The following is a 22,773-nucleotide window of genomic DNA, read 5'->3' as shown; positions in this document are numbered from 1 at the left end:
AACGATTACCTTTTTTTATGTTTTCGGCATGCTTCTGCCTACTCTTTAGCGTTTAAGTTAAATTAGTGGCAATAATAAAGCCGCTTTGTAGCGGCTTTCACATTTTTGGTTGATTATCCATCCGTTAGCCGGACTGGAGAATTCCGGCAGCGGGTCAGCTGAGGTCGACATTACGGGTGCCAAACCACCAGGTGAGCAGGAATCCGCCGATCCAGGCCACCATCAGCCCGGCCAGATAGACCGCCATGCCAGCGAAGATCCCCTGGCTGGAGGTCATCAGTGGCAGCGTGACCAGGCCTGAGGGTCCGAATACCGTGTTCATCCCGACCGGCAAACCCAGCCACGCCACCAGCCCGATAAAGAACCCGCCCAGCGCACCACCGCCGCAGGCGGTGATAAAGGGCTTGAGGCGCGGCAAAGTGACGCCGTAGATCAGCGGTTCACCGACGCCAAGCAGCCCCGGCACGATAGCGCCTTTGATCTGCGCCCGCAGCAGCGCCCCTTTTTCTGCTTTGCACCACAACGCCAGTGATGCGCCGACCTGGCCTGCTCCCGCCATCGCCAGAATCGGGAAGAGCGAGTTAAAACCCTGGGTTTCCATCAGCGCAAAGTAAACCGGAATAAAGCCCTGATGGATGCCGAACATCACCGCGATCAGGAACAGCCCGGCCAGCAGCGCACAGCCAAAGGGATTGTTATTGAGATGGATAAACAGCCACGACATCCCTTTAAACAGTTCGCCGCCCAGCGGCATGATCAACAGATAGGTGATGGCGCCGGTGATCAACAGCGTAAACAGCGAGGTGAGGATCATATCGAGATTGTCGGGAATGATTTTGCGCAGCTGTTTTTCAATCCACGCCCCGATAATCGCCGCCATCAGCACACCAATAATGTTGCCGCGCGGGTCGATCGTCAGGCCAAAGAAGTTTTCCATGCCGCTGTAGTAGCCGGTGGTGGCCGTGGCCACATAGCCGAGCACAAACAGCGAGGCGATAATTGCGCCATTGACGCCGCTGCCGCCAAACGCTTTTTGCGCGTTGTAGCCAATCAGGATGCTGAGAAAGGTGAACAGCCCTTTACCGAAGACTTTCATGTACGCCACGGTATGCAGCAGCCAGGGCGAGTGGTCACCGGGTGCGTTGAGGTGGAGACTCTGTTCAATCAGCGTGGCAAATCCCAGCAGCAGCCCCGCGCCGATAAAGCCCGGAATCAGCGGAGTGAAGATGGTGGCGAAGCGCGACAGGAACTGATGCACCCCGCTGGTCTGTTTCGCCTTTAGCTGCTGCTTCTGCTGCTGTGCCAGCAGGCTTAGTTCCGCTGTTTCGCCCTGCGGTGCCAGCGCGGTATCACCCTGAGCCAGCAGGTTCTGCATCCCCTCGGCGGCGGTTTGCGCCTTGCCAGGCCCCAGCACAATCTGCAACTGTGCCTCGCTGTCGATAACGCCTAAGACACCCGGCAGGCTTTTTAACCGTGCCAGATCACTCTCTCCCGGCTGATTGAGCGTCAGGCGGAGCCGCGTCATGCAGTGACCACAGGCCGCGATATTTTGCGCGCCACCGACCGCCTGCAGGATGTCGCGCAACAGTGCCTCGGTGATTCTGGCCATTAGCGTGCTCCCGCTGCCTGTAAAGCCTGACGGATAAAGCCCTGATGCTGACTGAGCAGCGCTTTCGCCTCATCGGCAGCCAGGTCAGCCAGCACCATCAGAATGGCGGTTTTGCAGTGTCCGCCACAGGCGGTGAGCGCGGCGCTGGCCGTCGCCTCATCACAGTCAGTGGCCTGCATGACGATGTTAACCTGACGCTGTACCAGTTTCTGATTGGTGGCTTCCACATCGACCATCAGGTTGCCGTACACTTTTCCGCTGCGGATCATCGACCCGGTAGTGAGCATGTTGAGTACCAGTTTTTGCGCCGTGCCCGCTTTCATACGGGAAGACCCGGTGACCACTTCGGGGCCGACCACCGGCGTGAGCGCAATCGCGGCAACCTGCGACATGGCGCTGCCTGGATTACAGGTGAGCGATACAGTGGTTGCGCCAAGTTCGTTCGCGTATGCCAGCGCGCCCAGTACGTAGGGTGTGCGACCGCTGGCGGCGATGCCAACCAGCACATCGTGGCGGCTGAAGTGGATATCTTTCAGATCCTGCGCGCCCTGCTCCCGGTTGTCTTCCGCGTTTTCTACCGCCTGGAGTATGGCGGTATGGCCTCCTGCAATCAGGCCGATCACCTGCTCGCGGGGTGTGCCAAAGGTAGGTGGGCACTCGCTGGCATCCAGTATGCCAAGTCGACCGGAGGTGCCTGCGCCGCAATAGATCAGTCGTCCACCGGCCTGGAATGCGGCGCAGATGGCGTCAACGGCGGCGGCAATCTGCGGCACGATGGCCTCTACCGCCAGCGCCACCTTTTTATCTTCATCATTGATGACGCGAAGCATCGCTTCGGTGGAAAGTTCGTCAATATTCTGGCTGGCCGGGTTGCGGCCTTCGGTGATCATCTGGCTGAGGTCGAGTTTCATGGCGGGCTCCGCAAAGGAATAAATTATTCAAATTACTAACTATCATAACGAATGATTAATTCATTGGGTGAGATCTTTTTTCGATGGATGTGGGGTGAGTCATCTTGCGGGGGATCAGATTGGTTGAGTGATGAGTATAAGCATTACGACCTGGGTGCGGTGCATGTGAGTGGAATCGCTGGGAGACCGGTACAGGTCAGAAAAGGTTCACCTGATCGTAAAGACGCATTCGTCATCCATGACGCTCGGCCCACGCGATTACGCACCTCATCCATGAGGTGCGCCCGTTGCCGGGCCAACGCTCTGCGTTGTTCAAAAACGCTCCCGGCGTTTTTGTCCCTGGCGTGGGACGCTTTACTCTTCAGGTGAACCTTTTCTTCCCTCAGGCTTTTTTATTGCTGTTTGAAAAGAGGCTTGAGTCGGACATAAACGTTGAAAAAGGCCTGCTGGAGTAAGATGTCCTTTCCTGGTTTTTGTCCTTCTGACAATCTGTACCCGAGGTGGATGAGAAGGCGGATACCAGCATTGACGGAGTTAAGCGTCCGCCGCATTGTTCAAAAACGTCGGGAGCGTTTTTGAACAATGCAAAGCGTTGGCCCGCTTGCGGGCGAGCCTCATGGATGAGGTGAGTGAACCGGCGGCCGAGGCCCCAGGGATGGGTTTTCGACGACTTTACGCAGTCACTGCTGGTATCCGACTGAACGGAGCACTGTTTTCCCTGCAAAGACCTCGCCTCCCATCCTATGTCACTCATCCAAAAGACAATTAAAACCCACCAATCGCAGGTTAAAAGCGCATCCATTTAATCAATATAAAGTTGTGACGTTCTGCAGCCATATAAAGCAGCCAGCTTCTCAAGCGTTTGTTTTTGAGGTTTCTTTCTCGACTCTAACTTCGACACGCCAGCCTGCGTGATGCCCAGTTTATTCGCCACCTCTTCCTGTGACATGTGACGATGCAAACGCCAGGCAACATGCAAAGGAACGGATTGCCGTCGGCTGATTTTCATTACATCGTGAGGAATCGTTTCATCATCGTCTGGACCCACTTCATACGGGACAGACTCAAACACATCATCTAAATGACGTTCAGCCATGAGCTTATTAAACAGCTCTATAGGGATGACAGCACCAGTGCGGTTCCCGCGCTCGTCCGTCAGAAACTGTATAGCATTCATGGGTAATCACTCCTTAGTGGTACGGCAGGCAACACTGTCTGATCGTCTGCCTGTGCTGCGGAACTGTCTGATCGTCTGCCTGTGCTGCGGAACGCTAAATCCGGCTGCACAGAACTTATTGATGACGCACATTGCTCCTGCCACACTGCTAGCGCTTTTTGTACGTGGTCGATGTTCTTCTTACGACTTCAAGTATATCTATCACTACTGGCTGACCTTTCTCTATCTTCCAGAGTACGCGGTAGTGACCTACTACCAGCTTCATTCGCTTCTGTTTATCATCAGTCAGCTTTTCGACTTTCAGATGGGGAATATCCGGCCATTTAGCCAGCGCCTCTACAGCATCTTCAATAGCGTTGCCCTCTTTCTGAGGCAGCCCATAAAGCTGTTTCAATGCCTTTTTCGTCCAGTTAATTTCTGGCATCCGTCAACACTCCATGTTGTCAAAGAACACAGTCAACTCACCGCAACGGAATATAACTATAATCAATCATAATCACAATATCCCTGTCGTATAAACATGGTTTTTAGTTATAAAATTATAACCTTTTAATTTTCAGTCAACCTGTATATCTGCCATGAAAAATCTCATAAAAAAAGGCCCAACTTTCGTTGAGCCCATTCTTACGTTAATGCCGTGTTCAGCTTGCGGTCTGTGTCCGCAGCTCCAACTCATACTCTTTCGCCTTTTCGACGTCGAACTGGTTTTCCCAGCGGGCAATCACCAGCACCGCCAGCGCATTACCAACCACGTTCAGCGCGGTACGCGCCATATCCATGATGCGGTCAACACCGGCGATAAACGCCAGACCTTCCAGAGGAATGCCGACGCTGCCCAGCGTGGCCAGCAGCACCACGAAGGAGACGCCTGGCACGCCAGCGATACCTTTCGAGGTCACCATCAGCGTTATTACCAGCACAATCTCGTCGGTCAGCGACAGGTCAATGCCATACAGCTGCGCAATAAAGATCGCCGCGATACTCTGATAAAGCGTTGAACCATCCAGATTAAACGAATAACCGGTCGGCACCACGAAGCTGGTGATCGCTTTCGGCGCGCCGTAGGCTTCCATCTTCTCCATGATACGCGGCAGCACCGTTTCCGAGCTGGAAGTAGAGTAAGAGAGAATCAGCTCATCCTTCAGGATACGCATCAGCGTGGTAATCCGCAGCTTACAGAAGCGCGCCACTCCGCCCAGCACCACAAAGGCGAAGAACAGAATCGCCGCATAAACCAGCAGCACCAGCTTAGCCAGTGGCCAGAGCGAGGCAAAGCCGAAGTTAGCAATCGTCACCGCAATCAGCGCAAACACACCCACCGGGGCATAGCGCATGATCATGTGCGTCACTTTAAACATCGCTTCAGAAATGCCACGGAACAGGTTCACCAGCGGATCGCGCTGTTCTGACGGCAGTGACGACAGGCCTAAGCCAAACAGCACCGAGAAAAAGATAATCGGCAGCATGTCGCCCTTCGCCATTGAGGCGAAAATATTCTGCGGGATCAGCGACAGAATGGTGGTGACCAGGCTGTGCGGACCGCCCTGTACCTCTGCCGTTGTCGCTTCATATTTAGAGATGTCCACCGTTGCCAGCGTTGACATATCAATGCCGGTGCCGGGTTGAAATACGTTGGCCAGCGTAATACCGACCACAATGGCAATGGTGGTGATCACTTCAAAGTAGAGAATCGTTTTGACGCCGATGCGTCCCAGCTTCTTTGCATCACCCACGCCAGCGATGCCGACAATCAGGGATGAAATCACAATCGGTACCACAATCATCTTGATAAGATGAATAAAGATATCGCCTGCCGGGCTGAGAATGTTGGTGACTAACCATTCACGATTGTCTGGCTGATTATGCAACACAGCACCCACAACGATGCCAAGCACCAGGGCTGTCAGAATCTGCCAGGCCAGGCTGATTTTAAAACCTTTCATAACGTGTAATTTCCTCAGTCAAAACCCGTTTCTCTCTACTGCGAAGGTGCAGAAGACAATACACACAGGGAGTGAGCAAAAAGCCCGGTAAATTAGAGGGTGTCTTGAAACAGCGCCTCGTATGAAAATCTGATGATTCCCATACCCATTTTCAGACGCGGTCTGAGTTGATACCTGCAGAACAGGGGCGAGATAAGTACCATTTTCACTGTGGTAAATGCAACCCCTGGCGGATCCGATTAAAAGTTCACCATCTAAGCAGCATAAAGTGCTGCTGGAGCTGAAAAACCCTAACCTGCTGTTATGAAAAGTATTACTTCGATGAATTTACGCATAGCTATGCAGAAACGATTAAAAACTGATCCGGCGCGTTTGCTCGCTTTTTATTCAGGATGAAAGCGTAAAAGCGATGCCTGACTTCTCCAGCGCCGCCAGAGCGTTAACCTGATAGATCAGAATGGCTTAACGCTTCTTGGGGGATGTGTATCACGTGATCTGTGGCGCAAAAAAGAAACAAAGCTTTGGCGCAGGCTTTAATTAACCATTGATTGACATATCATTAACATCTTCAAGGAGATCCGCCATGAGCCAAATACACAAACATCCCGTTCCAGAGAATATTGCAGCAAACACCCTGATTACTGCAGAACAGTATCAGGCGATGTATCAGCAATCTGTCGACGATCCAGACAGTTTCTGGGGCGAACAGGGCAAAATCCTTGACTGGATCAAGCCTTACAGCAAAGTGAAAAACTGCTCGTTTGCACCAGGTAACATTAACATTCGCTGGTACGAAGATGGCACGCTCAACCTGGCGGCAAACTGCCTTGACCGTCATTTAGCCACGCGCGGCGATCACCCGGCGATTATCTGGGAGGGCGACGACGCCAGCGAAAGCAAAACCCTGACTTTCCGCCAGCTGCATGCCGAAGTCTGTCGCTTCGCCAACGTGCTGGAACTGCTGGAAGTGAAAAAAGGCGACGTGGTGGCGATCTATATGCCGATGGTGCCGGAAGCCGCAGTAGCGATGCTGGCCTGTGCGCGTATCGGTGCCGTTCACTCGGTGATCTTTGGCGGTTTCTCACCAGAGGCGGTCGCGGGCCGCATCGTCGATTCCAGCGCCTCGCTGGTAATCACGGCCGATGAAGGGATCCGCGCCGGTCGCAGCATTCCGCTGAAGAAAAATGTCGATGACGCGTTAAAAAATCCTAATGTCACCAGCGTGAAAAACGTGGTGGTGTTCCAGCGCACCGGTAAAGATGTGGGCTGGGTTGAAGGCCGCGATCAGTGGTGGCACGACCTGATGCTGAACGCGAGCACCAACCACGCTGCCGCAGAAGTCGGCGCAGAAGATCCGCTGTTTATCCTTTATACCTCCGGTTCAACCGGCAAACCCAAAGGCGTGTTGCACTCCACCGGCGGGTATCTGGTCTATGCCGCGACCACCTTTAAGTTCGTCTTTGATTATCATCAGGATGATATCTACTGGTGCACCGCCGATGTTGGCTGGGTGACGGGCCACAGCTATCTGGTTTATGGCCCGCTGGCCTGTGGCGCCACCACACTGATGTTTGAAGGGGTGCCGAACTGGCCAACGCCGAGCCGTATGGCGGAAGTGGTCGATAAACATAAAGTCACGCTGCTCTACACCGCGCCCACTGCCATCCGTGCGCTGATGGCGGAAGGTGATAAGGCGATTGCCGGCACCGACCGCAGCAGCCTGCGCATTATGGGATCGGTCGGTGAGCCAATTAACCCGGAAGCCTGGGAGTGGTACTACAAGAAAATCGGCAACAGCCGCTGCCCGATTGTTGATACCTGGTGGCAGACCGAAACCGGCGGCTTCATGATCACGCCGCTGCCGGGTGCGACCGAGCTGAAAGCGGGTTCCGCCACCCGACCGTTCTTTGGCGTGCAGCCCGCGCTGGTGGATAACGAAGGTCAGCCACAGGAAGGCGCCTGTGAAGGCAATCTGGTGATCACCGAGTCGTGGCCGGGTCAGGCACGTACCCTCTATGGCGATCACGACCGTTTCGAGCAGACCTACTTCTCTACCTTTAAAAATGTCTACTTCAGTGGTGATGGTGCCCGTCGTGATGAAGATGGCTACTACTGGATCACCGGACGCGTCGATGACGTACTCAATGTTTCCGGTCACCGACTCGGCACCGCCGAAATTGAATCGGCGCTGGTCTCGCACCCTAAAATTGCCGAAGCGGCGGTAGTGGGGATTCCGCACAGCATCAAAGGCCAGGCGATTTATGCCTATATCACGCTGAATCATGGCGAAGAGCCGTCGCCGGAGTTGTACACCGAAGTGCGCCAGTGGGTCCGTAAAGAGATTGGCCCGATAGCCACACCGGATGTACTGCACTGGACCGACTCACTGCCGAAAACCCGCTCCGGCAAAATCATGCGGCGTATTCTGCGCAAAATTGCCACCGGGGATACCAGTAATCTTGGTGATACTTCTACGCTCGCCGATCCTGGCGTAGTAGAAAAACTGCTTGAGGAGAAACAGTCGATCAAGATGCCTTAAGCGCACGCTGTCCGGCGGGAAGATCGCTTCCCGCCACACCCGCCCTACGCAGTCTGTTTCGGTAGTCACAAATATTATAACCAGCTGAATCCGCGCCCTGTCGCGAGGTTCTCGCCTGCAAGCCCTCTGGAGAAAATGTGATGAATGACGCCCTTTCGAATCAGGATGCCATCAATCAACAGATTGAGCGTAATCCCCTTTTTCATGAATTAGTCCGTAAGCGCCAGGCGTTCGCGATGCTGCTGTCGCTGATCATGCTGGTGCTCTATGTCGGCTTTATCCTGCTGATCGCGTTTGCCCCCGGCTGGCTCGGTACGCCGCTGCATGCCGGCACCAACGTCACGCGCGGTATCCCGATTGGGGTCGGGCTGATTGTGATGTCGTTTGTGCTGACCGGCGTCTATGTCTGGCGTGCCAACGGTGAGTTTGACCGTTTAACGAAAGCGATCCTCAGCGAGGTGAAATCATGACTCGTCTCACCTTATGGCTGCTGGCCTTAATGCTGCCGTTTTCAGCGCTGGCTGCCGATGCGATAACCGGTGCCGTGCAGCGCCAGGCGACCAACTACCAGGCGATTATCATGTTTACGATTTTCGTCGGGGCCACGCTGGGAATTACTTACTGGGCCTCAAAGCGCACCCGATCACGTAATGACTACTACACCGCGGGCGGCAATATCACTGGCTTCCAGAATGGCCTGGCGATGGCGGGTGACTTCATGTCGGCCGCCTCGTTCCTGGGCATTTCGGCGCTGGTTTACACCTCCGGTTATGACGGGCTGATCTACTCGCTCGGCTTCCTGGTCGGCTGGCCGATGATTCTGTTTTTAATCGCTGAGCGACTGCGTAACCTGGGTCGCTACACGTTTGCCGATGTCGCCTCATATCGTCTGAAGCAGATGCCGATCCGCACCCTGTCAGCCTGCGGCTCGCTGGTGGTCGTGGCGCTCTACCTGATCGCGCAGATGGTCGGGGCCGGTAAACTGATCCAGCTGCTGTTTGGCCTTAACTACCATGTTGCGGTAGTCCTGGTCGGCATTCTGATGGTGATGTATGTGCTGTTTGGCGGCATGCTGGCCACCACCTGGGTGCAGATCATCAAAGCCGTGCTGCTGCTGTTTGGTGCCACCTTCATGGCGGTCATGGTAATGAAGGCGACCGGTTTCAGTTTTAATACGCTGTTCACCGAAGCGATGGCGGTCCATCCAAAAGGCATCGCGATTATGCAGCCTGGCGGACTGGTCAAAGATCCTATCTCCGCGCTGTCGCTGGGGCTGGGGCTGATGTTTGGTACGGCCGGATTGCCGCATATCCTGATGCGCTTCTTTACCGTAGCGGATGCTAAAGAGGCACGTAAAAGCGTCTTCTGGGCCACCGGCTTTATGGGTTACTTCTACTTCCTGACCTTTATTATCGGCTTCGGTGCCATCCTGCTGGTGGGCGCTAATCCGGCCTTTAAAGATGCCAGCGGCGCGCTGATTGGCGGCACCAATATGGCGGCAGTGCATCTGGCGAACGCCGTGGGCGGCAGCACCTTCCTGGGCTTTATCTCTGCGGTTGCCTTCGCCACGATTTTGGCCGTTGTCGCAGGCTTAACCCTGGCAGGTGCGTCGGCGGTGTCTCACGACCTCTACGCCAGCGTGTATCGTAAAGGTCAGGCGAGCGAGAGAGATGAGCTGCGGGTTTCAAAAATTACCGTGCTGGCGCTGGGCGTGGTGGCGATTGCGCTGGGTATTCTGTTTGAGAAACAGAACATCGCCTTTATGGTCGGGCTGGCCTTCTCGATTGCGGCCAGCTGTAACTTCCCGATCATCCTGCTGTCGATGTACTGGTCAAAACTCACGACGCGCGGCGCGATGGTGGGCGGCTGGCTCGGTCTGCTGACCGCCGTTATCCTGATGATCCTCGGCCCGACGGTGTGGGTACAGGTGCTGGGCAACGCGAAGGCGATTTTCCCCTATGAGTATCCGGCGCTGTTCTCCATGGCGGTGGCTTTTGTGGGCATCTGGCTCTTCTCGATTACCGACCATTCGCAGCAGGGCGCAGAAGAACGTTCACGCTTCCGTGCACAGTTTATCCGCTCGCAGACCGGCACCGGCATCGAACAGGGCAAAGCGCACTGATCGTGGCTTTTCGTTCATAACGAGCAGGCAATAAAAAAGGGCGGCTACCGAAGTAGTCGCCCTCTTCTTTTGCGCAGCAGAATCAGAAGCGCAGCGATGCACCCACGTACGGGCCATCGACCAGCACGTTATCTTTGCGTCCATCTTTGTTGTTCAGTTCGATGTACTGATAACCTACACGCAGGTTAAGCAGTGAAACCGGCGTGAAGCTCAGGCCGCCACCGGCTTCCTGATAGCTGTCGAGCTGATCGGTGAAAGACTCTGGCGCGTAATAATATTCGCCATACAGGCCCCACATGCTGTTGAAGCTGTAGTGTGCTGCACCACCCAGCGCCACCGCAAATCCATCTTTTCCATCTTCAGGATGGGTGAAGATCGCTTTTGCGGTCGGCGCCAGACGCAGCGGCCCGAAATCAACGTTGTAACCCAGACCGGCACCGTAGGTGCTGCCGTCATGGTCGCTACGCAGCCAGTTACCTTTCAGAAACAGACCGGGTGTTGTGGTGCCCAGACCCACATTCAGGTTGGTGTTGTGTTCGCTGACATCAACACTGCCTTCAATCGCCTGAGCAGCACCGCTCATTAAAACCAGCCCGAGGGCGCTCCCGGCAACAAGTTGCTTAAACATGATTCCACTCCGTGAAAGGACAATTAATTCGGCCGCAAGGTTAACAGCCTGAAATGGGGAGACAACAAAATCTGGAAAACTTTACGTAAAAATACGTGTCTCAGCGCAGACCAGCGTCTGTGCGACGGAGTGTAGCCTATATTGTCCACATCAGGTGCCCAATCAGCGGGGCCAGCACCACGGTCACCACGCCAGAGAGCATCATCACCAGGCTGGCGACCACGCCCTCCTGCTCGCCAATCTGATAGGCGCGTGCCGTGCCGGCACCGTGTGACGCCGCACCGAATCCCGCGCCTTTCGCCACGCCCTGCTTAATGGCGAGCCGCAGAAACAGCACGTCGCCGATTGCCATGCCAAACACGCCTGTAATCACCACAAACAGCGCTACCAGATCGGGCTGCCCGCCAATCGGACCCGCCGCAGCCAGCGCAAACGGCGTGGTGATAGAGCGCACGGCCAGGCTGCGCTGAATCGACTCCGGCAGGGTTAACAGCCGCGCCAGCCAGACGGAACTGCAGACGGCGACCAGCGTCGCGGTCACTACGCCCGCGCTCAGCGACAGCCAGTGGCGCTTAATAATCTCCACATTCTCATAGACCGGCACCGCAAACGCCAGCGTCGCTGGCCCCAGCAGCCAGAGCAGCCAGTGGTTTTCGGCGATGTAATCCTGCCAGCTGATATGCGTCAGCAGCAGCAATGCCACCAGCACCAGCGGCGTCATCACCAGTGGCATCAGCAGCAGCGTCCGCCAGCGGCGATAAAGCCGTTTATTCAGCGCATAAACCAGCAGCGTAACGGCTACACACAGCAGGCTGAGCAGAAAATCACGCATGCGGATCCTGCTTACGCGCGGCACGCGCGACTTCATACTGATAAAGCCGGTCCACCACCCAGGCAGTCGAGGCCAGCACCAGCAGCGTACTGACACCGATCACCACACAGATGCGCCAGCCATCAACCCGCAGCAGATCGCCATAGTTCACCACCGCCACCACCGCCGGAATAAAGAACAGCAGCATCTCGGCCAGCAGCCAGCGTGATCCGGCTTTCACCCAGTTCAGCGGCACAATCCGCGTCACGATTAACGCCAGCAGCAGCAGCATCCCGACGATATTGGCGGGCAGCGGCAGATGCAGCCAGCTCACCAGCCGGTCGCAGGCGATAAACAGGACGATATAGAAACCCAGCTGGAGCGGCAGGCTGAGCCATTGCACTGCGCGGTTGCTGCGTAAAGTGAGCGCTAACGCCATCACCTTGTCTCCCCGATTAAATTGATGTCACCAGTATAAATCGTCAACAGAAGGTGAAAAAAATGAATTAAAATTATCGAAATCATGCCTGAAAGGAATAATTATGGATGTCCGCGCCCTGCGTTACTTTACTGAAGTGGTACGCCAGCAGAGCTTTACCCGTGCGGCGCAGAAGCTGTTTGTGACGCAACCGACCATCAGCAAAATGCTGCGCCAGCTGGAGGAGGAGCTGGGCTGCACGCTGATCCTGCGCGATGGTCGTCGTCTGCACCTCACCGACAGCGGCCAGGCGGTCTATCAGCGCGGCCTGGCGATCCTGCAGGAGTTTCATCAGCTGGAAGCGGAGATTGGTGACATTAACCAGCTCAAAACCGGTGAGCTGCGACTGGGTATTCCGCCGATGGTCGGTATGCAGATCGCCGGTTCGATTTCCGCGTTTCGCCGCCGCTATCCCGGTGTGAAGCTGAAAATCTCTGAGTTCGGCGGTCTGACCGTCCAACAGGCGGTGCTGGCGGGCAGTCTGGATATCGCCCTGACCGCGCTACCGGTCGATGCCGAGCTGCCGCTGAACACCCTGCCCCTGATGCATCATCCGCTCTGCGTACTGCTGCCGCGTCGCCCGGAGTGGCTCAGCCGCCAGCAGATTGGACTGGCAGAACTGGCAGAGCATCCACTGCTGATTTTTAATGAGGAGTTCTCGCTGAATCGTCAGCTGATGCAGGCGTTTCAGCGGCTCAACCTGACGCCAACGGTGGCGGTTCGCAGCGGACAGTGGGATTTTCTGGCGGCGATGGTGCAGGCGGAGATGGGGCTGGCGATTCTGCCGGAGCCGATCTGTCAGCGGCTGGATAAGCAGTCGCTGCTGTGGCTGCCGCTGGAATCGGAGCTGAAGTGGAGTCTGGGATTGATCTGGCGGGAAGGGAGTTATCTGTCGCGCAGTGCGCAGGCGTGGATAGCCTGTTGTCGCGAGCATTGGCCGGATGAGCCGCCGCGCCTGTCGGTGTGAAAGGCTGGCACGCCGCATTAACGCGCAGGCGTGCCAGTCAGGACTTACTCCTCTTTTTCGATCAGCAGCGCTTCCAGCAGATCCAGGTCGTGCAGTAACTTCTGCATCGTCTCATTGGAGATTTGCTGGGTGGCGCGCAGATGATAGACCTCAGCACGTTCGGCACGCAGTCCGGTCAGGCGGAAGCGACGCTCCAGGTTCTCGGCGAACAGCGCGTGTTCAAGGTCATTCTTCCCTTCAGCGCGACGACGTAAGTTGCCAATCACCCGCAGACTCACCTCTTTAAGCAGCTCCGGATCGATGTTCTCTTCCGACTCATTCTCCAGCCGCTCTTCCATCTTGTGCAGGCTCTCAATGGCTGCGCCTGCCATTACCGCACGCGCATTCTGCAACTCGCGACGGTGTGCGCCTTTATCAATAGTATCAATGCCGCGCAGCAGAATCGGCAGAATCACTACCCCTACCAACAGCGAGAAGAGAATCACGCCGGTGGCGATAAAGACCAGTTCATAACGCGCCGGGAAAGGCTCGCCGTTGGTCAGGAACAGCGGAATCGACAGGACACCGGCCAGGGTAATCGCGCCGCGCACACCCGCAAAGGAGGCGATCAGCAGTTCACGCAACGAGTAGTTGGAGAACTCCAGCGGCTTCTTTTTCAGCAGGCGTTTGCTGAAGCGCTGCATAATCCACAGCCAGCCAAAACGCACGATCATCAGCGCGGCATAGACCAGCCCGATATCGGCAAACAGCATCCAGAGCTCGACGTTCGGATCGGCCTGCGCCTGATCGACAGAGGTCTGCAGAATATCCGGCAACTGCAGGCCCAGCATCAGGAAGACCATGCCGTTAAAGACGAACTCCAGCATCTGCCAGACGCTGTTGGCACGCAGGCGCATCGCCAGCGGTGCCTGACGAATAATACCGGAACGGGTGATGGTCATACCGGCCGCCACGGCCGCCAGGATGCCTGAGACACCCAGATGTTCAGCAATCAGGTAAGAAGCGAACGGCAGCAGCAGCAGCAGCACGGTCTGGGTAGCCGGATCGTCACCGCTCCAGCGGCTGAGCAGGCGCAGTGACTTACCGTAGAGCCAGCAGATCGCGACACCCGCAATCAGACCACCCACCGCCACTTTCAGGAACTCAACGCTGGCACCGCCCCAGGTAAACACCATGGTGCCCATGGCGACTGCCACGGCAAATTTCAGCGATACCAGGCCCGATGCGTCATTCATCAGGGCTTCGCCCTGCACGATCGACATAATCTTCTTGGGAATACGGCCTTCACCGACAATGCCTGAGAGCGCCACGGCATCGGTCGGTGACAGCACCGCCGCCAGCGCAAAGGCAGGGATCAGCGGGATACCAGGTACCAGCCAGTAGATCAGATAGCCGATGCCGATCACGGTAATCAGGACCAGCGCCAGTGCTAAGCCAATTATCTCGCGACCATGATGCAGGAACTCACTGATCGGCGTCTTCCAGCCATCCGCGAACAGCAGCGGCGGAATAAAGAGCACCAGAAACAGCTCCGGGTCAAAGTCGACATGCAGACCAAAAGTTGGCCAGGCCAGCATCGCACCCACGGCGATCTGAACCAGCGGCAACGGGATCTGAAAAGGGAGGATACGAGCCGCGACGCCAGAGAGCGACACGACCAGCGTCATGATGAGAATTGTAAAAAAGATTTCCATGCTTTCCTTAGGCGTCGTTTCTTTCAATCATTGGTTAAGCGCTAAAGTGTAAAACAAACTGCGGTGAAGATTGTCAGCTACGCGTGCGCCGGGCGGGAAAATAGTGAAGAATTCCGGACGTGCAGCCGCACGCCCGGTTGTACAGTCAGATCGCCCAGCCACCGGCGTAAAACGCCACCAGCGCGATAGCAATAATGACGGTGCCGACGTTGAGCTTGCGCCATTCCCCCGCGAAGAGACGCCCCACGACCAGGCTGGCGAAGCCGATCATAATACCGGTTACGATGTTACAGGTGAGCACGATAATCACCGCCGTTAACAGGCCCGACATCGCATCGACAAAATCATTGAAGTCGACTTTCGCCACGTTGCTCAGCATCAGCAGACCCACATACATCAGCGCGGGGGCGGTGGCGTAAGCCGGCACCAGATACGCCAGCGGTGACATAAACAGAATGGCAAGGAACAGCAGGCCGACCACAATCGCGGTAAGACCGGTTTTACCCCCCGCCGCCGTTCCTGCCGCCGATTCGATATAAACCGCAGCCGGTGACGCGCCCACCAGACCCGCGAACAGGCTGCTGACGGAGTCGCTAGTCAGCGCACGACCACCATTGATAATCTGGCCCTGTTTATCCAGCAGATTTGCCTGACCCGCGACCGCGCGAATGGTGCCGGTCGCGTCAAAGACCGCCGTCATCACCAGTGCCAGCACGCTTGGCAGCACGACCGGCTGCATCGCGCCCATAATGTCGAGGCTGAACAGCAGCGACTCACCGCTGGCATCACGCAGGCTCGGCAGCGCAAACAATCCTTTGTAGCTCACCGCCGGATCGAAGATCAGCCCCAGCAGCGAAATGGCGATAATTGTCATGAGTATACCGCCGGGCATCCTGCGCTTCTCCAGTCCAATAATTGCTGCCAGTCCCAACAGCGTCATCATTACCGGAAAAGTGGTGAAGTGGCCCAGCGCCACCGGCAGGCCCGGTGCCGGGTTTTTCACTACCAGGCCTACACCGTCAGCCGCAATCAGCAGCAAAAACAGGCCAATTCCGACGCCGGTGCCGTGCGCCACGCCCATCGGCAGGTTACGCAGGATCCAGGCTCGAATGCCGGTCACTGAGATCAGGGTAAACAGCAGGCCCATCAGGAACACCGCGCCCAGCGCAACCGGCACGCTGATGTGCTGGCCCAGCACGAGGCTGAAAGCGGTAAAGGCGGTTAAGGAGATTGCACAGCCAATCGCCATCGGCAGATTGGCCCACAGTCCCATAATGATGGAACCAAAGCTGGCAACCAGGCAGGTGGCGACAAACACGGCAGTAGGGGGAAAACCGGCCTTGCCCAGCATTCCTGGCACCACGATAACGGAGTAGACCATCGCCAGGAAGGTGGTAAGTCCGGCCAGAATTTCCTGGCGCACGCTGCTGCCGCGCGCCGAGATCGAGAACCAGGCGTCCAGTTTTCCACTGGCCGGGCGTGATTCAGTTGACATAGTTGAGCCTCAAAAATTTTTGTTGTGTGGATCGCTCTGCGACCATCGCTGTCCCTGGAATAAGCGGGTAGACGGCGTCACTGTCGGGTTTTACCCGGCAGGCAAACGTTTACCTTGCCGCAGATAGTTGGCCGCCAGAAGCGGCCAGATAAAAAGGCATGCGATTATCCGGCGTTTAGCGGCACATTTTCAACTGTCAGAGGGAGATTCTTCAGCATAAAGATCAGGCTTAAGTCGCCAGCAGCCACGTGGCCCAGGCCGACGTCAAACGCTGACGCCCTGAAGTTAACGCGATTTTTAGGGGGATGCGCACCGGCGCAGCCGTGATGAGACACGACCCGCCAGTGGAAGAGGGGAATTAACCTGGCAGCGAAAGCTCGCCGCCCTGATCGATCGCGCGCTGCCAGGCGGCACGCTGTTGCACAGTCTGCAGCCATTTCTGGCTGGCGGGCATCTGCTCCAGTCCGGCACGTCGCGCAAGCGCCAGCAGCGGAAAGCTCATCTGGATATCAGCGATACTGAAGCGCTGACCGGCGAACCAGGGATTTGCAGCCAGATGCTGTTCGATCATCTGCATGTGTGGCTTAAGCTGTTTATCCAGAAACGCCTTCTGCACGCCTTTACCGAATGCCGCCCCGACCGGGCGCAGCAGCCACGGCACCGGTGCTTTACCCATCTGACCGAAGATCAGCTTCATCACCAGCAGCGGCATCAGCGAGCCTTCGGCATAGTGCAGCCAGTAGCGGCACTGCAGCCGCGACGCCTCATCACTCACTTTGAGCCGGAACTCGTGATCATATTTCTCTTCAAGGTATTCGAGAATGGCACCTGACTCTGCCACTACCTGGTTCCCGTCGGTAATCACCGGTGATTTTCCCAGTGGATGCACTTTTTTCAGCGCCTCCGGGGCCAGCATGGTCGGTTCGCGTTGATAGCGTTTAATCTGGTACGGCACTTCCAGCTCTTCCAGCAGCCACAGCACCCGATGCGAGCGCGATTTCTCAAGATGGTGAACGGTGATCATCATGATTCCCTGTGTTTTGACCTTCACCAAGTATAGACGTCACTCCACATCCGGATGTTTATCATCCTGTTCCGGGTCAAGCAGCACCGCACCCGAGCCCTGCTGACCCAGCCGGTCGCCGGGATTGCGCAGCGGGCAGTCGCGCATCGACAAACAGCCGCAGCCGATACAGCCATCCAGGTCATTACGCAGGCGGGTCAGGGTTTCAATGCGCTTATCCAGCTCTTCGCGCCAGTGCTGCGTCAGCGCATCCCACTCCGGTGTCGACATGCGCTTGTCAGGCGGAATGTGATCCAGGCTGTCACTGACCGTTGCCAGCGGAATGCCGATACGCTGCGCAATCTTGATAATCGCGACGCGTCGCAGCACGTCACGGCTATATCGCCGCTGATTGCCGCTGTTGCGGGTGCTGAAAATAAGTCCTTTTGTCTCATAAAAGTGCAGCGCCGAAACCGCCACACCGCTGCGGCGCGCCACTTCACCCGGTGTTAAGACCGGTTTCGGATAGTTGCGTTCTTTTTTCATCAGGCTCTTTACCTCAAGTTAACTTGAGGAATTATACTCGCTCTCCATCAAAACCACTAAACTCCCATTACCGCTTATTAAGCACCAGAAGGATGAGACCATGATGCAAGAAGAGATCATTCATTCCCTGACGCACTGGATTGACCAGAACCTGGATAAGAGCCTGTCGATCGATGAGGTTGCCGCAAAATCGGGCTATTCGAAATGGCATCTGCAGCGTATGTTCCGTTCGGTAACGAAACAGACGCTGGGTGGCTATATTCGCGAGCGCCGTCTGACGCTGGCAGCGGAAGCGCTGTCACAGACACAGCGGCCGGTTTTTGATATTGCGATGCAGTATGGCTATGACTCGCAGCAGACCTTCTCCCGCGTGTTTCGTCGTCAGTTTTCACAGACGCCTACCGCTTACCGCCATACCATGCGCCGCCAGGCGATTCAGCGCCCTCGCCTGCTGAGTTTTGGCTGCAATGACGGTATCAGTAGCTTCACCCAGCGCACGACCGGCGAGTGCTGTCCGGTTCGTTGACCCCTCAGATGCGCCCGCCCGGGCGCATCTGACTGATTTCCCCGCCATTCTTCTTCTACTGCTCACTATTCCCTCACGCCGCTACCATACCAGAGTCAAATTTTGTTCAAAATTTAAAATCGGGTGATATAATGTGACCCAAGTCACACTTTGAACCTGGGTTGACGGCGAAAAAGCACCCCCTGACACACTTTTCCGCCGCCGGTGATGTCCGCAGATTGTCAGGAATACTTACTGATATTGAGGTCCGGCCGATGGCTACGTTAACCGCCAGTTTACTTGTTATGCGTTGGGAATTGCTGAGCGCAATCATGATGTTTTTTGCCAGCACCCTGAAAACCAAACTTCGTCAGGATAGCCGTCACGTGATGGCATTTATGTGTGGCGGGATTGGTTTAGGCATGACCTGCTGGTTTGTTACCGGTCTGATGGGCATTACCCTAAGCATGGATAACGTGCATAACTTTCTGGAAATCTCAAAGCATGCCTTTATCGATGTGATGAGCCAGGCGCCTGCTGACTGGCCGATGCCCTGATTTTTGCGCATAAAAAACCCCGCTTAGCGGGGTTTTTTATATTGCTGTGTGTGCTTAAATTTTCTTCAACATGGCAGGGATATTAACATCCTGCACTGTAACGCCCGGGCTCTGCGTTCCGCGGCGGTCCTGAATCCACATATCTCCCATCATCTGATTTAAACCACGATCTAATCCGGTGACCAGTCCTGCACCTGGGGTGAAGGTCAGTTCGCCAAAGTAGATGCGCTCGTCATGGATATACCAGTCCACACGCACGTAGTCGAAATCACTGGCCAGCTTCTTGCTCAGTTCGAGCGCATGTTCCAGTGACGGCATAATCGGTGAGACATCCAGACCGGTATCGCGAATCTTGTGATAGGCCTCATTGAGGTTATTCACGTAGAAATTCATCGACAGCAGCGGCTGGCAGCGGTTGTAGATCACCTGCAGCACATATTCGAACTTGCCATCACGCTTGTTGAACATATGAAACTTGTAATCAATCGGCGCGCTTTTGCCATCACCAATGTACTTCTCAACCAGGATACGTGGCTTGATGTAGCGATAGTGAATCTCACGCGCTTCGTTGGCGAAGTCGGTCTTCAGCCAGCGATAGCAGTCATGAATGATCTGCTGCTTGCGCAGTGCGTCCGGCTCCTCCAGCAGAATCTCTACCATGTTGGAGGCGTGGTTCGGCTTGATCACCGTCCCCTTCCAGCAGGGTAAGCTGTTCAGCGTGGTCGGGTCAGTCGTTTCGTGTACCAGCGGGATCAGGTATTCATTACCGATTTTTTCAGCAATGAATTCGCGCACCGAGTACTTATCTGACAGACGACCATAGCTCTGGTAATCGCCGAAGATAAACTTACGGTACAACACCTTCTCGTTGAACACTTTTGGCTGACGCAGATTGGGCAGCTTTCTGAACTTATGGAAGTAGTAGATGCGGTCCTGATAAGCCCAGGGCATCTTCTTAATAAAATACTGCACACTTCTTCTGAGTTCTTCTTTCAACTTGAGCATATCTGACCTCATTTGTATGTTTTGTAGTTGAGTGAGGAAACCTGAATCTTTTGAATGACGCCGTTTTTAAAGAAGTAATTCATTACGGTCAGGGACAAAAGTTCTGAAAGGAAAACGCTCCACGCGGCCCCCATGATGCCGTGACCCTGGATCAACCACCAGGAGAGCGGCAAACTGATGACCATCAGGCAGATGATTTTCCTCAGCAAGTAGTTAAATCCTCCCTCTTTGACCATGTAGCGATACGCTACGGTCCCCATTGCCGAAAAGCTGGTCGCTATCGACAGCAACGTAATGAGACTTCCTGACTGTGTGAATTCCGGGCCGTACAACGCAATGATGATCCGCTCGCCATAAAGCGAAATGATCAGCAGCATCAGCAATGAAACCGCCATAACATAGCCATTGAGCCGCGCAGCCAGCTTAATGGCGACCTCGCCGCGCTCCCTGAAGATTTCAGTGAAGCAGGAGGTGATGAGCGCCACCGGGATAAAAATCCATGAGGCGGAAATGGTATTCGCCGCCGCAAACAGCCCGAGGTCACGCGCGGGTGCCGTGCCTGCCAGGAACATCTGCGCCGCTTTTACCTGCACAGAGATAAAGATGCTGGAGATCGCCAGCGGCAGACCGGCATACATCAGATAACGCAGATAGGCCGTGCGCTTTTCGCGCGGTGGCATCTGATCCTGATGGTCCTGATAGAAGTTGTGACGCTTAATCAGGTAAGGCACCAGTGTCACTGCGACAATCGACAGCGTCAGCCAGAGCGGATTAAGACGCAGCCAGGCGACGGTGAAGCTGATGCCGAAACTCAGCAGCATGCCCACGGCGTTGGCGATGGTGTTAAGACGCGAGGCAAGACGCGCGTTGTTATAAACGCTGAAGGTGTCCTGGGTGACAAAAACCGAGGCAACAAATGAGGCCAGTGCAAACGCCAGGAAATTTTCCTGCATGTTGTACCAGACCCAGATTAAGACTGGCACCGAAGTGACCAGCAACAGCACCATTCTCATCGTGCGGGCGATGGTCATCAGGCGCAGGCCTTTTGACGCATTTTTGCTGACGCGTTTAAACAGAATGGTTTCGGTGCCAAAGATTGCAACGGTTTGCACCATCGCAAATAGTGAAGTAGAAAACGCCATCTGGCCAAACACCGTTGGGCCAAAGGATTTCGCCACGTAAGACGTCACAAAAATGACGCCAAAAACGGAGATGATCTTCTCAGACATCATCCAGGCGGCATTAGACATTACGCTCAATTTCATCGACTCTTCCTTAGTATTACTCAACTACAACCGCTTCGGTACAACATCCCTGTAACGAATTAATAAGCGCTCAGTGGGCCTGGCGAAAATGTAAGACTTCAGACCAAGCTGGTCCGAAAATTGAGATGTAAATCATGATCCGGAGTGTTAATTCAGGATAATTCTTATTATAAATGGCGCGAATCACTTCAGATGGAAACGATTTCAGGCTGAAAATAAAACAACCTTTAAGAGCCCTTCTCGCCATATTAATCAAGTCGGTCAGGCTAAATATCCAATGTACGTAGAATTTTTTCGTATTTTGGATGCGATGAATTTATAACAAAAATCCCCCTCCAGGAAGGCACGCCCACCGGATAAGAATAAAATAAGATTTATCCCATGATGATATTTATTCTAAATATCTTAATTTAGGCTTCGCAATTCAATTCGCGCACTTTAATACTGCCTTAATAGAATCTTACAGTGCCAGAAATTATTAAAGTCATTCTCATCCATTAATCGATAAGAAAGGTAAGAGCATTTATGAGAAAGTCACGATACAGCGAAGATCAAATCACAAATGCCATTAAAGCTTCTGAATCGGGCGTGAAAGTCAGAGAGATTTGTGAAGAGTTAGGCATCTCTGAAGCCACGTTCTACAGCTGGAAGAAGAAGTTTTCTGGGTTGTCTTCGGAAGAAGGCAGAAAAATCAAAGAGCTGGAAGAAAAACTGCAGAACATCACGCGTGAACTGCAGACGCTCAACTCGGACAAAGAGATGCTGCAGAGTGTTCTGAAGCACTTCTTTACCACTAATGAAAAACGTCAGGCTGTGGATTTCCTGCAGGCCACCTTTGACATTGGCACCCGTCGCAGCTGCCGCTTATTAGATATCAGTCGCAGCGTATACCATTATCCGTCAGGCACGGAGAACCGCTAAGCCCCAATGCTACCGCGCTTTTTAGACTTAACGCTGAGATTTGTTCTTACCAGAAGAGATGAAGATCATTTAACAGGACAATTGCGGCACCCTTTTCCGCTCCATTTATAACTAATGAATGGCTTCACGGCTAAGCTTCTTTTTTTGCGGTAAAATTGATTCACAACAGCAAACGTCTCGCATTCTACGGCTACTCTTCCCTTCCCAATCTCGTTTACGCGGGATTGGGCCCTCCCTTTCTTACGTAAGCCCAGCTAATCGTCGGAACTAAATCGTCTCAATATCATTAAGCCAATTTAAACATCGCGCAAAAAATAATCACCGTACATTTGAGTTAATGCTGGACCTGACTCAAATTTTTGCGGCTGCGTTTAATTCCGGGGAATGGGTTAATGGCATATACTTTCTCCAGGATTAATCCAGGATAAATAGTTTATTGCTCCTTATCACTAACGTTATGTGTCTATCTTTTCGCTCTCTTCATTGCGCATCATTGATGCCAGAGATTAATCTTTAATTATTAACGCAGCGGCGGAGTTTTCTTACTCATTCATCACTGAGTGAAGTTAATAGTGGTTTTCTGCCTCCCTTTCTCAG

General features: G+C 54.5%; 21 protein-coding genes. 7 read left to right on the top strand and 14 right to left on the bottom strand.

Annotated elements, in window-relative coordinates; all coding sequences use genetic code 11:
- Window positions 1–154 precede the first annotated feature (154 nt).
- The 5 genes from murP to gltP form a co-directional block, all read right to left on the bottom strand.
- Window positions 155–1,609: a PTS N-acetylmuramic acid transporter subunit IIBC gene (gene murP, locus ACMGGP_RS00355; RefSeq protein WP_045140864.1), complete on the bottom strand. Its 1,455-nt coding sequence runs from the start codon at window positions 1,607–1,609 to the stop codon at window positions 155–157.
- Complete coding sequence (gene murQ, locus ACMGGP_RS00350; protein WP_010252133.1) at window positions 1,609–2,520, bottom strand: N-acetylmuramic acid 6-phosphate etherase; 912 nt, start codon at window positions 2,518–2,520, stop codon at window positions 1,609–1,611. The genes murP and murQ overlap by 1 nt, the downstream gene beginning before the upstream one ends.
- 802 nt (window positions 2,521–3,322) lie before the next feature.
- Window positions 3,323–3,697, bottom strand: coding sequence for a helix-turn-helix domain-containing protein (locus ACMGGP_RS00345; RefSeq protein ID WP_022625226.1), 375 nt, complete (start codon window positions 3,695–3,697; stop codon window positions 3,323–3,325).
- Between the two features lie 148 nt (window positions 3,698–3,845).
- A complete protein-coding gene (locus ACMGGP_RS00340; protein WP_010252139.1) occupies window positions 3,846–4,121 on the bottom strand; it encodes a type II toxin-antitoxin system RelE family toxin in 276 nt (91 codons plus the stop codon).
- A gap of 217 nt (window positions 4,122–4,338) precedes the next feature.
- On the bottom strand, window positions 4,339–5,640 hold the full coding sequence (gene gltP / locus ACMGGP_RS00335; protein WP_010252141.1) for a glutamate/aspartate:proton symporter GltP: 1,302 nt from the start codon (window positions 5,638–5,640) through the stop codon (window positions 4,339–4,341).
- A 583-nt stretch (window positions 5,641–6,223) separates the two neighbouring features.
- Between gltP and acs the strand changes: the two genes are divergently transcribed.
- The 3 genes from acs (at window position 6,224) to ACMGGP_RS00320 (ending at window position 10,301) form a co-directional block, all read left to right on the top strand.
- Complete coding sequence (gene acs / locus ACMGGP_RS00330; protein ID WP_010252142.1) at window positions 6,224–8,179, top strand: acetate--CoA ligase; 1,956 nt, start codon at window positions 6,224–6,226, stop codon at window positions 8,177–8,179.
- A gap of 140 nt (window positions 8,180–8,319) precedes the next feature.
- Window positions 8,320–8,649, top strand: coding sequence for a DUF485 domain-containing protein (locus ACMGGP_RS00325; protein WP_089414663.1), 330 nt, complete (start codon window positions 8,320–8,322; stop codon window positions 8,647–8,649).
- Window positions 8,646–10,301, top strand: a complete 1,656-nt coding sequence (locus ACMGGP_RS00320; protein ID WP_033769450.1) for a cation acetate symporter — start codon at window positions 8,646–8,648, stop codon at window positions 10,299–10,301. The genes ACMGGP_RS00325 and ACMGGP_RS00320 overlap by 4 nt, the downstream gene beginning before the upstream one ends.
- A gap of 82 nt (window positions 10,302–10,383) precedes the next feature.
- On the opposite strand, the gene ACMGGP_RS00315 is transcribed toward ACMGGP_RS00320, so the two are convergent.
- From ACMGGP_RS00315 to ACMGGP_RS00305, 3 genes are all read right to left on the bottom strand, one after another.
- Window positions 10,384–10,929, bottom strand: coding sequence for a YfaZ family outer membrane protein (locus ACMGGP_RS00315; RefSeq protein WP_010252147.1), 546 nt, complete (start codon window positions 10,927–10,929; stop codon window positions 10,384–10,386).
- Window positions 10,930–11,065: 136 nt separating this feature from the next.
- A complete protein-coding gene (locus ACMGGP_RS00310; RefSeq protein WP_010252149.1) occupies window positions 11,066–11,761 on the bottom strand; it encodes an LrgB family protein in 696 nt (231 codons plus the stop codon).
- Window positions 11,754–12,179, bottom strand: a complete 426-nt coding sequence (locus ACMGGP_RS00305) for a CidA/LrgA family protein (RefSeq protein ID WP_061901852.1) — start codon at window positions 12,177–12,179, stop codon at window positions 11,754–11,756. Before ACMGGP_RS00305 ends, ACMGGP_RS00310 begins: the two co-directional genes overlap by 8 nt.
- Window positions 12,180–12,282: 103 nt before the next feature.
- Here ACMGGP_RS00305 and ACMGGP_RS00300 point away from each other — a divergent pair, with 103 nt between their 5' ends.
- Window positions 12,283–13,185 carry a LysR family transcriptional regulator gene (locus ACMGGP_RS00300; protein WP_010252153.1) on the top strand — a complete coding sequence of 301 codons (903 nt, stop codon included), beginning with the start codon at window positions 12,283–12,285 and terminating at the stop codon, window positions 13,183–13,185.
- A 44-nt stretch (window positions 13,186–13,229) separates the two neighbouring features.
- Here ACMGGP_RS00300 and ACMGGP_RS00295 read toward each other — a convergent pair whose 3' ends face one another.
- From ACMGGP_RS00295 to soxR, 4 genes are all read right to left on the bottom strand, one after another.
- Complete coding sequence (locus ACMGGP_RS00295; RefSeq protein ID WP_010252155.1) at window positions 13,230–14,879, bottom strand: Na+/H+ antiporter; 1,650 nt, start codon at window positions 14,877–14,879, stop codon at window positions 13,230–13,232.
- A 145-nt stretch (window positions 14,880–15,024) separates the two neighbouring features.
- The gene (locus ACMGGP_RS00290; protein WP_022625223.1) at window positions 15,025–16,374 is read right to left on the bottom strand and encodes an NCS2 family permease; all 1,350 of its coding nucleotides are present in this window, start codon (window positions 16,372–16,374) and stop codon (window positions 15,025–15,027) included.
- A gap of 358 nt (window positions 16,375–16,732) precedes the next feature.
- Entirely contained in the window at window positions 16,733–17,401 is a 669-nt protein-coding gene (locus ACMGGP_RS00285; RefSeq protein ID WP_498798027.1) for a glutathione S-transferase family protein, read from the bottom strand.
- A 36-nt stretch (window positions 17,402–17,437) separates the two neighbouring features.
- Entirely contained in the window at window positions 17,438–17,923 is a 486-nt protein-coding gene (gene soxR, locus ACMGGP_RS00280; RefSeq protein ID WP_010252161.1) for a redox-sensitive transcriptional activator SoxR, read from the bottom strand.
- Between the two features lie 100 nt (window positions 17,924–18,023).
- Here soxR and soxS point away from each other — a divergent pair, with 100 nt between their 5' ends.
- Together soxS and ACMGGP_RS00270 are read left to right on the top strand one after the other, a co-directional pair.
- Window positions 18,024–18,449 carry a superoxide response transcriptional regulator SoxS gene (gene soxS, locus ACMGGP_RS00275; protein ID WP_010252163.1) on the top strand — a complete coding sequence of 142 codons (426 nt, stop codon included), beginning with the start codon at window positions 18,024–18,026 and terminating at the stop codon, window positions 18,447–18,449.
- 254 nt (window positions 18,450–18,703) lie between these two features.
- Window positions 18,704–18,985, top strand: a complete 282-nt coding sequence (locus ACMGGP_RS00270; protein ID WP_010252166.1) for a YjcB family protein — start codon at window positions 18,704–18,706, stop codon at window positions 18,983–18,985.
- 54 nt (window positions 18,986–19,039) lie between these two features.
- On the opposite strand, the gene ACMGGP_RS00265 is transcribed toward ACMGGP_RS00270, so the two are convergent.
- Together ACMGGP_RS00265 and ACMGGP_RS00260 are read right to left on the bottom strand one after the other, a co-directional pair.
- Window positions 19,040–19,990, bottom strand: coding sequence for an ATP-grasp fold amidoligase family protein (locus ACMGGP_RS00265; RefSeq protein WP_010252168.1), 951 nt, complete (start codon window positions 19,988–19,990; stop codon window positions 19,040–19,042).
- 8 nt (window positions 19,991–19,998) lie between these two features.
- Window positions 19,999–21,255: an oligosaccharide flippase family protein gene (locus ACMGGP_RS00260; RefSeq protein ID WP_010252170.1), complete on the bottom strand. Its 1,257-nt coding sequence runs from the start codon at window positions 21,253–21,255 to the stop codon at window positions 19,999–20,001.
- A gap of 525 nt (window positions 21,256–21,780) precedes the next feature.
- Between ACMGGP_RS00260 and ACMGGP_RS00255 the strand changes: the two genes are divergently transcribed.
- Entirely contained in the window at window positions 21,781–22,176 is a 396-nt protein-coding gene (locus ACMGGP_RS00255) for a transposase (RefSeq protein WP_003855733.1), read from the top strand.
- Window positions 22,177–22,773 lie beyond the last annotated feature (597 nt).

Source organism: Curtobacterium sp. BNK-1 (genome assembly GCF_048685235.1).
In the GTDB taxonomy this organism is placed as follows: Bacteria; Pseudomonadota; Gammaproteobacteria; order Enterobacterales; family Enterobacteriaceae; genus Pantoea; species Pantoea agglomerans.
The sequence above is the reverse complement of the archived record's forward strand: the minus strand, read 5'-3'. Positions and strand labels throughout refer to the sequence as shown.